This is a genomic window from Clostridium beijerinckii HUN142 (genome assembly GCF_000621745.1).
GTDB classification, from domain to species: domain Bacteria; phylum Bacillota; class Clostridia; order Clostridiales; family Clostridiaceae; genus Clostridium; species Clostridium beijerinckii_A.
This window is the reverse complement of sequence record NZ_JHXK01000010.1, coordinates 135,333-149,455: the sequence shown is the minus strand read 5'-3', so window position 1 is coordinate 149,455 and position 14,123 is coordinate 135,333. Positions and strand designations below refer to the sequence as shown.

At 29.2% G+C, this 14,123-nt stretch carries 10 protein-coding genes; 2 read left to right on the top strand and 8 right to left on the bottom strand.

What is annotated here, in order from left to right; all coding sequences use genetic code 11:
• Nucleotides 1-166: 166 nt before the first annotated feature.
• From T483_RS0105185 to T483_RS0105165, 5 genes are all read right to left on the bottom strand, one after another.
• Nucleotides 167-1,444 carry a PTS sugar transporter subunit IIC gene (locus T483_RS0105185; RefSeq protein ID WP_026885885.1) on the bottom strand — a complete coding sequence of 426 codons (1,278 nt, stop codon included), beginning with the start codon at nucleotides 1,442-1,444 and terminating at the stop codon, nucleotides 167-169.
• 85 nt (nucleotides 1,445-1,529) lie between these two features.
• Nucleotides 1,530-2,432, bottom strand: a complete 903-nt coding sequence (locus T483_RS0105180; protein WP_026885884.1) for an N-acetylglucosamine kinase — start codon at nucleotides 2,430-2,432, stop codon at nucleotides 1,530-1,532.
• Between the two features lie 45 nt (nucleotides 2,433-2,477).
• On the bottom strand, nucleotides 2,478-2,789 hold the full coding sequence (locus T483_RS0105175; RefSeq protein WP_012060693.1) for a PTS lactose/cellobiose transporter subunit IIA: 312 nt from the start codon (nucleotides 2,787-2,789) through the stop codon (nucleotides 2,478-2,480).
• A 20-nt stretch (nucleotides 2,790-2,809) separates the two neighbouring features.
• Nucleotides 2,810-3,121, bottom strand: a complete 312-nt coding sequence (locus T483_RS0105170; protein ID WP_012060694.1) for a PTS sugar transporter subunit IIB — start codon at nucleotides 3,119-3,121, stop codon at nucleotides 2,810-2,812.
• 191 nt (nucleotides 3,122-3,312) lie between these two features.
• Nucleotides 3,313-6,063, bottom strand: a complete 2,751-nt coding sequence (locus tag T483_RS0105165; protein WP_026885883.1) for a sigma 54-interacting transcriptional regulator — start codon at nucleotides 6,061-6,063, stop codon at nucleotides 3,313-3,315.
• Nucleotides 6,064-6,468: 405 nt separating this feature from the next.
• Between T483_RS0105165 and T483_RS0105160 the strand changes: the two genes are divergently transcribed.
• Nucleotides 6,469-7,029, top strand: coding sequence for a class IV adenylate cyclase (locus tag T483_RS0105160; RefSeq protein WP_026885882.1), 561 nt, complete (start codon nucleotides 6,469-6,471; stop codon nucleotides 7,027-7,029).
• A 149-nt stretch (nucleotides 7,030-7,178) separates the two neighbouring features.
• Complete coding sequence (locus T483_RS0105155) at nucleotides 7,179-9,140, top strand: fructose-bisphosphatase class III (protein WP_026885881.1); 1,962 nt, start codon at nucleotides 7,179-7,181, stop codon at nucleotides 9,138-9,140.
• 269 nt (nucleotides 9,141-9,409) lie between these two features.
• Here the strand turns inward: T483_RS0105155 and T483_RS0105150 are convergent, their stop codons facing one another.
• From T483_RS0105150 to T483_RS0105140, 3 genes are all read right to left on the bottom strand, one after another.
• Nucleotides 9,410-10,039 (bottom strand): HAD family hydrolase, encoded by a 630-nt coding sequence (locus tag T483_RS0105150; RefSeq protein ID WP_026885880.1) that lies wholly within the window; start codon nucleotides 10,037-10,039, stop codon nucleotides 9,410-9,412.
• A gap of 16 nt (nucleotides 10,040-10,055) precedes the next feature.
• Nucleotides 10,056-12,803: a sigma 54-interacting transcriptional regulator gene (locus T483_RS0105145; protein WP_026885879.1), complete on the bottom strand. Its 2,748-nt coding sequence runs from the start codon at nucleotides 12,801-12,803 to the stop codon at nucleotides 10,056-10,058.
• A 317-nt stretch (nucleotides 12,804-13,120) separates the two neighbouring features.
• Nucleotides 13,121-14,089: an SIS domain-containing protein gene (locus tag T483_RS0105140; RefSeq protein ID WP_026885878.1), complete on the bottom strand. Its 969-nt coding sequence runs from the start codon at nucleotides 14,087-14,089 to the stop codon at nucleotides 13,121-13,123.
• Nucleotides 14,090-14,123: the final 34 nt, after the last annotated feature.

Sequence of the window (14,123 nt, the reverse complement as noted above, 5' to 3'; positions counted from 1 at the left end):
TTCATAAGAATCTGCTACATTTCATAACTCAATAATATAATAAATGGACTAATATAAATATATTAATTAAAATTCCATTTATTACTCAATATTTAATATAGAGTATTAAGAATATTCTACTAAGAAACATTATAAATAACTATGCTAAAATCCTTTATTAAAATTCCTATTTTACATTTTCTTTTCTTAATTCTTGCCTTCCAGCAACATATACAAATGGAAGATATATCAATATACTTACAATTAAACAAATAAGAGCTGTAACTCCACCCATGATTGAGTTTGTAGATATAATTGCTCCCAAAATTGGCGGTGTTGTCCATGTTGCCATTATTGCTACCTTTGGAACAAACCCAATAACTGTTAATATATATGCTATGGTTAACGAAACTATAGGCGATAATATAAACGGAATAAAATAAATTGGATTTAAAACTATTGGTGCACCATATATTACCGGTTCATTTATATTAAATATTCCTGGTGCTATACCTAAATTTGCAATTGCCCTTTGTTGTGCACCGGCTTTTCTACCTAATACATATATTGCAATTAATAACGCTATTGAAGTTCCTGCTCCACCCATATTTACATACGAATCTAAAAATTGACTATTTAATATATTTTCTGGCTGTGATCCATTTGTTATTGCTTCTGTATTGGCTAAAAGTAATGGAAGTAATAATGCATTTATTACTGGTGCTAGTATATTTGAACCATGTAAACCAAAAAACCATAATACATGTACCAATAATACTATTACAAATACTCCCAAAAAGCTTCCTGCAATTAATTGTAATGGTTTCTGTAGAGTAAAGAATAATGCCTGATGTATATCTGGTACACTCATAACTATAAATAATTCCTTAATTCCCGCTGCTAATGCTAAAATTATTATTGTTGGTAACAATGCTGCAAATGATCTTGAAACTGCTGGTGGTACTCCACTAGGCATTTTTATTACTAATTTAGGATTGCCGATTAACTTTACGAAAATCTCTGTAGATACTAATGATACTATCAATGAAATAAATAAACCTTGTGCCCCTAAAAAGGTTAATGGAAATGCTCCTCCATCTGGTGTTGTTGCATATAAAATCATCGATGCAGCAACTGATACTATTCCAGCTCCTAAGCCATCCTTATCATACGATCTTGCTAAATGATATGATATCGTAAATACAACTAATATTGACATAATTGCATAAGAACCATTCCATATAGATCCTCCCCAGCTTTTCCAACCTGTTGGTAATAGCCAATCCATAAAATTTTGATACCATTTAAATCCTATATTATTGAACAATACTGCAAATGCACCAGCCATTATAATCGGTGTTATTGTAGCAAATCCGTCACGTATAGCTACTAAATGCCTTTGTGAACCAATCTTAAATGCAATTGGAACAAAGTGCTCCTCCATCCATTCAAAAAACTTATTCATAATTATTTCCTCCCCATATCTAAGATTTATTTGAAATAAAGTCAAAACTCACCCATGGCTCTATATAGTCTAGTATAATATTTACCTAAACCTTACTTTCTCTCTTCGCTTTATTAATATAATAAGCACCCATTGTAGGTGAAATTTCATCATCTACTATATCCTCAATAACTATATTTTCTCTTAGGTACTTTTCAAAAGATTTTCTTAATATCTTTGCTTTTCTTATAACTCCACCAACCAAGGCGATAGAGCAGCTTTCAAATTTTAATTTTCTATACACATTTATAACAGTCTTAGCTAAATCTACGCCTTCATTAACCAATATTTCTTCAGCTATCTTATTTCCTTCCTCGCCCAATATTGAAACTATTTCTGCCAAAGATGCTATCTCGTCCTTAGTAGATGAATATACAAAAGTTACTACTTCGCCTATTGATTTAGCACCTAACCTTTTCATAATTCTCGTAGTTAATTCCGATTTAGATAAAGAATTTTCTTCTTCAAATATCATTCTTTTTATAGCATCAATTGCTATTTTATATCCACTCCCTTCATCTCCTAATAAGTTACCCCAGCCCCCACACCTTACACTTGAATTATTTTTAACTCCAAATGCTATCGATCCAGTCCCTGCTATTGTCAATATTCCATCATTCCCCCTTAACATAGCTTTTAGGGCTATTTCAGCATCGTTCATAAGTACACAGTCAGTCTTAAGTTCATTTTTTATTGTATCTTTTATAATTTTTGCATTATCTCCGACTTCCGATCCTGCAATGCCAAGATATAAACCTACAAGTTCGTCTTCTTTAAGAACATCCATTATTTCTCTTATTGAATCTACTATATTATTTAGTGCTTTTTCTCTATTATTTAGCAAATTTGCGAATCCTTTTACAGAAGTAACTATAATATTTCCTTGAAAGTCATAAGCTACTGCTTCTGTTTTTGTTCCTCCACCATCGACACCTATGATGTATTTCATACTATCACTACCTTTTCCTTAACTTTAAGTAAATAAATAATTAGACTAACATATATTGTTATTAAATTTTTCATGTATTTCTATAATTTCAACTGCCATAGACTTTAATGTCATACTAGTCATAAAGTGATCCTGAGCATGAATCATAAGTAAAGAAACTTCTGTTTTTTCTCCTCGTGCTTCCTTTTGTATTAAATATGTTTGAACATTATGTGCTTTTAATAATTCTGCTTCTGCTTGTTCAATTAATTTTCTTGCTCCATCTATATTCCCACTTTTAGCGCATTGAATAGCTTCCATTGAATAACTTCTAACTTCTCCGCTATGCACTATAAGATTCATTATTGTTTCTTCCACAATGTTTCTCTCCTTTTCAATTATTTATTTTTTATAAGATCTAGAGCTCTTTCTAAGACTTTTTCTCCATTCATTGTTCCATAATCAACTGTATTAATTACTTCTACAGATATATTCTTATCCGATAAATTAGCTTTAAATTTTGATAATAAAAATCTAACCTGAGGCCCCAGTAACAAAACATCTATCTTACCTATATATTCTTTAACATCTGCCTCTCCTACAGCTTTTATATTACATTCAATCCCTTTTTCTTCAGCTGCCTTTTCCATTTTCGAAACTAATAAACTTGTGGACATTCCGGCTGAACAAACTAATAATATATTCTTCATTTTTAACCTCTCCTTGGATATTTTTATTTACTAGCATTCATCTATTACACTATTATATAAAGCAAGTTTTATACCAATATTATATTTATGCACAAATAAATATAAATCATCTCATAATCACACAATTCATGAATCAAAGTGTGCAACTAAAAAAAATAGTGTGTAATTTAACTTACACACTGCTTTGGCTCTTACACAGTAACTATATTTTCCTTAACAATTCTTACTATATAAGCTATCTCATTATCTCCTATATTTATATTATATACACGCTCCAAGTCTTTTAAAATTTTCTTAATCAATGAAAATTCACTATTATACATATGCCGATAATTTTCTAAATCTTTGAATTTTAATTCTTGACCACCATGCTTTAATTTATCTATAAGAAAAGTGATATGAATTAAAATTCCTATCTGTGCATCATGCTGAATTCTCACTTTTAAATTTTCTTCTATTTTTCTTATTACATCTCTAATATCTGAAAATACCTTTATTGAATTTAATTCATTTAATTGACTACTCAATGCTTTTCTGACTTTTAAAAAGTCATACTCGATGTCAATTAAATTCTCCAAATAATTTATTCCCTCACTCAAAAAAACATCTTGTGCTGATATAAACGGAACATCTTCAATAACTATCTTTATAGTTCCTACAACTGCTAATATTATAAACTTCTCTTTTAACCTATTTACTTTTCTAAAAAACTCTTCCCTGTCAGAAATATTAAGCGGTATAATTTTTACTTTTTCTATATTCTTCAAATTATTACTTATTCTTATTTTTATTCTTTCTGCTGCTCCTTCGCCTGTAAAGCATGTGGTTATTATAACTAGTTCTTTATTGTATTTATTGTCTTCCTTAGAAACTTGCATAGAGGACTTTCCAATATCTCTGCATAAATTATATATTGAATCCAAGCTTCTCCCATTAAAAGCTTTACTTCCTGCTTCTATAACAGTTAATGTTGTGACCATATCTATGGTTTTAATTTTTATTTCTAATTCATTACTAATTATATCTCCAAAATTAACTAATGATCCCATATCAACAAGTAACAACATCCCTTTTTCATTATATATTTCTTTAATTTTTTTCTTGGCTTTCTCTAGCATATCCTCTGCCTTCATAGTTAGTGGCATATCTAGAGCTTGCACATATTCTTCTCCTATTAAAGAATTAGCTACCTCAGCCATGCTGCTAGCTGTACTTGTTCCATGCATCATTACTATAACTCGCACCTTTTTCTCTAATTGTTCACTATTTTCATCATTACATGCAGCCAAAAACATAGTTATATAGCCTATTTCATCTAATGGGATATCTATATGAAATTCTTTTTCTGCAATTTTTATAATATCCATGGCCACAGCAAATTCTTCTCTATTTTCCACCCTTATAATATTAAGCTTAGGATGATATATCTTTTTTCCTGAATTAATCCTTTCGATGCTTCCCTGTAAATGAAGTGCTAACCCAAAATAAACTTTCTGGTCAAAATCCCTATTTAACTTTTCAGATGCTATACTCAACATTTTTTCTGCAACCGTAGCTACTTTAATGTTTACAATTTTGGCAATCTCATCTTTTTTAACATTTGTTGTGATATTACTAATATATCTTCTAAAATATTTTTCCAAATCAATATTTAGAATATCATTTATTTCTGTCTCATTAATTCCTCGTTCCTTTAAGTTTTCCATCTTATTTTCTATTATCGAATAAAAACTTTTATTTTCCGAGCCTTCTACTTGATTTTCATGAAATTCAATATTTTTTAGTATACTATCTTCACTTGAAAATCTTAAAATATCAGCCATATCTTGAGATAAATTCTCTATTTCTTTTCTGCATTCTCTAATTCTCATTATTCCTTTTTGAATTCTAGGTTGCAGATCACTTTTATCTACCAAAATATAATTATTTTTCTTAATCTTATAATTTAAAAATGCTTTAGCACAAGCTAATTGTATATCACTTTTTAATTGCCCTATATTATTAGGACAATCATATAGTAAAAATGAAATAATCGCATTTTTACTAATATATATGCTCTTTCCTATTCTTATAGATTCTTCTGTTATGAACTCGTTTAAAAGAAGATATCTTTCCTCTAATTTTCTTTCTCTTAATGTCGGTAATACTATCACCATTGGAATCCTTCTAGTAAATGTTTTCAGAAGATATGACTGTGGATTCTCCGTAGTAGCTGCTATAATCTGCACTTCAGATTTCACCTTTTTCTCAGTATCTCCAAGCTGCCTAAAATATCCCTTATCTATAAAAGTAAATAACATTTCTTGCCCCTGCGGTAATAACCTGTGTACTTCATCCAAAAAGAATATTCCTCCATCAGCTTTTTTTAACAAACCTTCTCTATCAGTATCTGCTCCTGTAAATGCACCTCTTCTTACTCCAAATATTTGTGCCACAACCAACTGAGGATTATCTGAATAATCGGCACAATTAAATCTAATAAAAGGAGCTTCAGCAGCTATTATTTTAGAGTCTTTAGCAAAATTGTACATTGCTTCTGCAAATAGCGATTTTCCTACACCAGTTTCACCCAAAATAAGAGTATGTAAGCCTCTAGGAGGATATAATATTGCAGCTTTCGCTTGCTGTACAGGTAATTTAAGTGACTGATTTGAACCTATGAGCATTTCAAGACTATCTCTATTTTTCACGATTATGTCCGATTTATTTTTAATTGAATTCATTTCATTCTTGTAACTTTTGCTACTACTATATATAACTGGTCGTCCTTCTTTTTTATTTATCCTTTTTTCCTTATATAATTGGTTTAAATACCTACTTATATTTGTTCGGTCTATTCCTATATAAAATCCCAGTTCATCTGCTGTTATTCCTCTTCCTTTGCTCTTTTCAAGCTCAATTAGACTCTTTATTACTTCTTCCTTTCTAAGTAACCCTTTCATTTAATATTATCCCCCACTCATAAGTAGTCCACATTAAAAGCATAGAATTCATCCTTATAACTTTTAACCTATTATATAAATGCACCTCTATATATTGTCCTATATTTTTCGCTTTCTAAGATACATTTGAAATTTTCCTTTGAATTCTTCTACATAAATCTTTGTGAAAATATAACTGGATACTACCAGTTTCGAATTCATTATATAATAATATTTTTATTTTTTGCAACCATATTCTTCATATTATTATAATTGTTTAGATAATTCTGCCTCTACTATAAATATGCCATATAAATCAATTTTACTAGCGCAACTTTTTAAATTGCTATATTATATTATTATATGTGAATAAATATATATTCTTTTTGAAGATTATTTGTTAACTTTAATTAAGGAGGCTATTCTATGCAAGAATTAGAAACTAGGATTGTTGATATTGATGTTGAAAATATAAGAAAAATTTTATTATCACATGGTGCTCAAAAGGTTAAAATGGAGGATCAAATAAATGATATATATGATTTTGAAGATGGACGCCTTTTAGATAAGAAGGGATATGCTAGAATTAGAACTGTAAATGATATGATTAACAATAAAATCGTATATTATATGACTACTAAAAAGATGTTATCTCAAGACAGATTCAAAATCATGGAGGAAAATGAAGTAGTGATTGATGACAAAACTATGGGTGAGGGTATATTTAAATCTCTTGGATTAGTTCTGAAAGAATCTAATAAAAAATATAGAGAAAGTTATAAATTACATGATTGCTTAATCGAAATTGATATTAATGATAAGAAGTTCTGTCCGTTTCCTTACTTGGAAATAGAAACCACATCCGAAGAGAAATTGGAAACAGTAGTAAAGTTACTTGGATATACATTAGAAGATACAACATCTCAAACAATATACGATATATTGTCTGAAAGAGGATTGCTTAATAATGTCCCTAAAGGAATATAATTAAGTTTTTGTTCCATTAAATGTAAATTTACTATAGAATTATAAGTTTATATAATGTAAAATATACATAGAGATAGGTATACTTTTAAAATGAAATTTGTTTAGTTTACTTTTAGACTAAACTTTTTTTCTTATAAAAGGAGGATGTCATGGAAAAATATGATGACATAAAATATTTAAGTCTGCTTGCTAAGCAATATCCTACTATTGCAGCAGCATCAACTGAAATAATAAATTTAGAAGCTATTTTAAATTTACCTAAGGGAACAGAACATTTTTTAGCTGACCTTCATGGTGAGTATGAGCCTTTTGTTCATGTATTAAAAAATGGTTCAGGGGCTATAAAGAGAAAAATTCAAGAGGTATTTGAAAATTCTTTAATGGACTGTGAAAAAAGAAGTTTGGCAACACTTGTATATTATCCCGAACAAAAATTAGAGATTGTTCTAAGAGAAGAAAAGGATATAAATGACTGGTATAAGATTAATCTATATAGGTTGATTGAATTATGCAGATATGTATCTTCTAAATATACAAGATCTAAAGTAAGAAAAGCTCTACCTCCAGATTTCAGCTATATTATAGAGGAATTATTACATGAAGAATCTGATAATAATGATAAACAAGGTTATTATGATGGAATAATAACTACTATTATAGAAATTGAAAGAGCACAAGAGTTTATAATAGCTCTATCTAAATTGATACAACGATTAGTAATAGATAGATTACACATAATCGGAGATATATTTGATAGAGGACCAAGACCAGATATAATCATAGATACCCTTATGGATTATCATTCTGTTGATATACAATGGGGAAACCATGATATATTGTGGATGGGCGCGGCTTCAGGTAATTGTACATGTATAGCAAATGTTTTAAGAATAGCATCTAGATATTCTAATCTAGATGTGATCGAAGACATTTACGGTATAAATTTATTACCTCTTGCAACTTTTGCACTTAAGCACTACAAAAATGATAACTGTACAACTTTTATCCCAAAAAACACCGATGAAAACTTATATGGAACTTCTGAAATTGAGCTTATTTCAAAAATGCATAAAGCCATAACAATTATTCAATTTAAGCTTGAATATGAAATTATAAGAAGAAGACCTGAATTTAAAATGGATCATAGGCTGCTTTTAGATAAGATAAATTATAGCGATGGCACTATAACTTTAAACAATATGACTTATGAGCTTTGCGACAAAAATTTTCCTACAATCAATATCAATCATCCATTTGAGCTTACAAGTGATGAAAAAAAACTGGTTGATAAACTTCAAAGTTCATTTATAAATAGTGATAAATTACAAAAACATGTTTTATTTCTATTTAATAAAGGAAGAATATACTTAACTTATAATTCTAATCTATTATTTCACGGTTGTATTCCTTTAAATAAAGATAAAACTTTTAAAAGTATGACTATTCATGGTAATGAGTATAAAGGAAAAAAACTTCTAGATAAATTTGATTCTTTAGCTAGAGAAGGTTATTTTAGTACTAGAGGCAGTACTGAAAAATTATATGGTACTGATATAATGTGGTATTTATGGACTGGAGCCTGCTCTTCTCTTTTTGGAAAAGAAGATATGACAACTTTTGAAAGATATTTTATCAAAGACAAAAGTACACATAAAGAAAAGAAGAATCCTTACTACAATTTTAGAGATTCTGAAGAAATGTGTAATATGATTTTTGAAGAATTTGAATTGGATCCGGCTGAATCACGAATAATAAATGGACATGTTCCAGTGAAAAACAAATTTGGAGAAAACCCAATAAAGTGTAATGGAAAATTGATAGTTATAGATGGTGGCTTTGCTAAAGCTTATAGAAGTCAAACTGGCCTCGCGGGATACACATTAACTTATAATTCCTATGGACTTCAACTAATATCTCATCAACCTTTCAAATCAATTGAAGATGCATTTAGTAAAGAAACTGATATACTATCTTCAACACAAATAGTAGAAAAGCTAGACAGGAAAAAAGTTGGTGATACAGACATAGGAAAGGAGCTTAAAAATCAAATTAAAGATTTGAAATTATTGCTTAAAGCCTATAGAAAAGGATTAATAAACGAGGTAAGATAATTTGTAATCTTAACATTTATAAATAAAAGAGATAGCAGTTTTTAATCTGCTATCTCTTTCATAAATCTTCTTATTATAAACTTACAAGACACTTACCACTTATTTCAGATATATCTTCAATTGATATAAATGCTATTTAAATTCCCTCCTTTCATTGAAGCACTATATATCTTTCCTAACTTTTTCTAAAATCATTTATAGTAATATTCAATTTTAAGATAATCATTACTTATATACTTTGTAATGCTAATTTGCAAAAGTCTTTCCATTTAAATTTTAGAAATTATTTCAATCAAATCATTTACTTTATAATCGGCTTCTGACTGATCTATGTAGTAATCTCTTGGCTCTAAAGCTACAACTGCTAGCCCTGCTGCTTTTGCTGCTCTAATTCCTAATGCTGAATCTTCTACTGCTAGAACTTCTGTTTCCAATAATTCTAATGCTTTTATAGCTCTAATGTAGATCTCTGGATCTGGTTTGCTTTGCGTACACTCTTCACCACTAATTACAAAATCAATACAACTGGCAATTCCACATTCTTCTACCATCCTTAAAATCTCTTTTCTTTCTGAAGATGATGCAATAGCTATTTTGAGATTTCTATCTTTTAATTCTCTAATCACTTCTTTAACTGAAGGATTCAATATTTCCTGAAAGCAAACTTCATGTTCCTTACAATACTTTGAATATTCTTCTTTTAAAATATTACGTTTTTCATCATCATCAGGCACTAACATTTCCCATATCATCCCGTTTGTTGATCCAATGAAATCTTCAATTTTCCTTGTAGCTGGTTCTATTTTTAAATCATCAAAGAATTTCATCCTTCTTTTAAAATAAAAACTTTCAGTATCCACTAAGACTCCATCCATATCAAAAAACACTGCTTGTTTCAATTTCTTTCCTCCCAAATTAATCGCTCAATACAATATCAAAAATTAATCTAATTTCTAAATCTGATATCTTTATTGTATATTCCTTTTCAATTTCACTGAATGCATACCTTATAATATCTATCTTTCTTTTTTCTCTTTGCACAAATTCCTTAATGTCTTCTTGCATGTCAACATCTTCTTTTCTTAAAATTCTCTCTACCATACAGGATGCATGAAGATAAAGTAAGAATCTTTTATTATTAGACATTTTAAGCCCCAGTTTTTCTTCCATTTTATCAACTGCATCTTGTACAAAATTGAGTACTTTATTTACATCTAAAATTGTTAGCTTCTCAATTATTTTCTTTATAGAAAAATTAAATACCAAGTCTTTTTTTAACTGCTCTTCATCTATATTGAAATTGCACCTTAATATATTAATGAATGAATCAATATCCTCCCCACCAATCAAATGATCCAATCCTATATATGGAATTCCTTCAACTTTTGGATCTACAGTTCCTACGATAGCCAGTACATCATACATTTGAAATGGCAATTCCTTTTGTTTATTTTGATACAGCTTATGATAATCGTATGACATAATTACAAAAGAAGGGTCCTCATGCTTTAAGCTCTTTTGTAATATATCCTGGATTTGAATTGCACTTCCCATACCTGTATAGCAACAAGTTAAAATAGCTTTTTTCTTTTTTTCAACTGGATAAACTAATTGTTTATTAATTTGTACATTCTTTAAAATCTGATCATTAATTTCGATAATATTTTTATCTTGTAAAAGCATACTTCCAATTTCTAATACCAATGGTGTTGAAACAAAATCAATTAATAATAACGGACCTTTAATCTTCTTTTCCAAACGATTTCTAAGATCAAAAAGTGATCCCATATCAACTAGTAAGATAAGTCCATTTTCTGTACTGTTATTATCAATAAAATCTAATATTTTCTCCTCTATATGATCAATTGTAGTATCAATAGGCATATCAATAGCTTGGAAAAAGTTCTTCCTTAACATCCTATTAGCTACATTTGCCATACTACTTGCTGTAGAGTAGCCATGAGCTAAAACAATACTTTTAATTTCATTTTTCAGGCTCTGTATATTCATGCTTTTTAGATAAAATGAAATAAAAATCAAATCTTCATCAAGAACCTGAAAGTCTAAGCGTTCACTCAAATGTGTAAGCATACGCCTGGAAAGCCATAAAATATTCTTCATATAACTTTCAATGAAATTTATAATTTTGGGGCGAATACTATTCCAATCAGGATGATTAATTAAAATTTCTTGCTCTTCCTTAAAATAAAGCAAATATGCTATTGAAAGAATTTTATTTCCATCCTGTTCAAATCCATAATTTTCTTCCATATATTTAAAAGTAGATTTTATATTAAATGTTAATACAGAAAAAAATGATTGATTGTTAGTTACTTCTGTATTAAATGTTAATTCATCAAGTAATAAATTCACATTCTTGACCATCTCTTTAGTATAATGGTCAAACATAATTTCTCCGGATTCAACCTGTTTAAATCCTTCAACAAATTCAAAATATGTTTTTTTAATGTTTTTTTGTTCATTACTATTAATATTTAATAGTTCTGGGTGCAGGTAATCATAAATTCTATCCTCATACCTACTTGATATTTGATGATATAAATTTTCCTTTAATTGATTCTCACTTCCAATAGGTAAATCTCCAATGCGAACTTTAATAATCTCTTGATCTTTCCTCTTAGCATAGCTGCTTCCACAACTGTATTTTACAATATTTTTAATTTTACCTACATTTCCTTCGTAATTACTAAAAAGCAAAAAGGAAATTACCTGTTTTGTAACCTTAATAGTACGCTTCAAGATTTCGCTTTCTTTTAAAAAGAAACTATCTATTAAATGAATTTTTTCTTGTTGAGGTCTTTCTGCAAAACTTGGAATATTAACAATAACAGGAAGTCTCCTAATAAAAGTAGGCAAGAAAGTAGATTGGATGGATTCCGTAGTTGCAAAAATTAACCGTACCTTTGCTTCCTTTTTTATGCTATTATCACCAATAGGAGAATACTCATTTGAATCCATAAATGTAAAAAGCTTTTCTTGACCTTCTTCTGTTAGTCTATGAACTTCATCAAGAAATAAAACCCCACCATCAGCGCTTTCAAGCAGTCCCTTTTTATCTTTGTCTGCTCCTGTAAATGCCCCTTTTGTATAACCAAATAATAAACTTGATAACAATTCTGGATTATGATAATATTGAGCACAATTTAAAGAAATAAATGAAGACTTGGGATTTATTAATTTTTCTTCCAAGCAATAATCATAAATACATTTTGCCAGATATGTTTTTCCTGAACCACTTGAACCTAAAAGCATTATAGGAAGACCATTTTCTGGATAAAGCACTGCTGTCTTTATTTGTTCAATTTGTTCTTTTAGGCTTCCTTTTGCCCCAATTACACTACTCCATATATCTGTTTTTTTAATGTTTGAATTTTCTTTCCATAATTCATCTAAAGTATTATATTCAGCCTGTGCTGGGGTAAAATATAATTTAGAGAAAGTTTCTTTATATAAAAAAATTACTGGATATTCTTTAATTTTTATAATCCTGCCTTGTTTTACTTCTTTGTTAAGATAACTACTTACTGTACTTCTACTAAGCTCTACTTTTTCAGCAATTGAATTGGCTGAAAATTCTTTTATATTATCTTTAGAAAATTCCTTGGTAGCCTCTTTTAAATAATTAGATATATCTATTGCCATTCTGAATGCCCCCTCAGTTAATAAAAGTTAACCTTATTATTTTATAACATACATTTAGAATAAGGCATATGAAAAAATAATAATTCCGAAATATTATGCATACTTTTAATAAAAATGTACTACTCCCCATAGTAGTAGACCTCTTAAGATGATTACCCATACATGATAGCTAAAAATAGACTAAAATATATTTATTATTTTTAAATTTGCCTAAAGCAAAGAAATCGAAAAATATTCGATTTCCTTACCTGAGTCATTTTTTTGTATTTAGGATTATAAGTAGAACCTGATAACATACGTTTAACGCAAACTTTATTTTAGTATTCTAATTTCCACATATATCTTCTCTTAGTTAGTGGATGCTGACGTGCATAAGAAAGTTCTTCAGCATATACACGGAATACTGCTGTAATTAACATTGGATTAAAATAATCAATAACTGTTTTTGGAATAACTGAAGATAATCCATAATCTAAAGCATCAACAACTGTTGTTTTTGCTTCAAAACGCTTTAAGAATGTTAACGCACGGGCATCGATTGGACGAGTGCTTCCCTCATTCATTAATAAAATAAATGGTACATCTTTATCTACGATTTCAAATGGTCCATGGAAAAACTCTCCTGAATGGAAACTTCCTGAATTAATCCATTGCATTTCCATCATTAAACAAATTGATGTTGAATAAGCAACTTCAGCTGTTGCACCACTACTCATTAAGTAAATCATTGAATCATTTTTATAAGCTTCAGCAAATTTCTTTGCATCTGCTATCGCTGATTTTGCCGCTGAATCTGCTAAATCATAGATCTTGCTGAAAGCAACCTGTGCATCTTCATAGTCTTTATAGCCTTCATATTGCTCTAATATTTCCACTGCAAGTTCAAGCGCATAACCCATCTTTTCTAATTTTGCACCATAGCTTTCAGCAAATCTGTGACAGATAACATAATCAGCATCTTTTGTAAGAGCCGAATTTTCTGCACGAGTTAATGAGATTACATGTGCACCATATTCTTTAGCCTTAGCATTAGCTTGTACTGTTTCAGGAGTACTACCGCCAAGTGAAGCAGATATAACAATTGCAGTTTTATCTAATGAAGCTATTGTACCATAATTGAATTCGTTAGCAGTATAGTGACTAACACGTAATTTTTTTGAATTGTTCTCTAAAAAATATTTTGCTGGATATAATTCTGCTTTTGAAGCTCCACATCCTACAAATATAACACTTCTAATTTCTTCTTGTTTTTCTTTTATTTCTTTTATAATTTGTTTTGGATTCATAATAAATCCCTCCTATATTTTTATTTTATATATA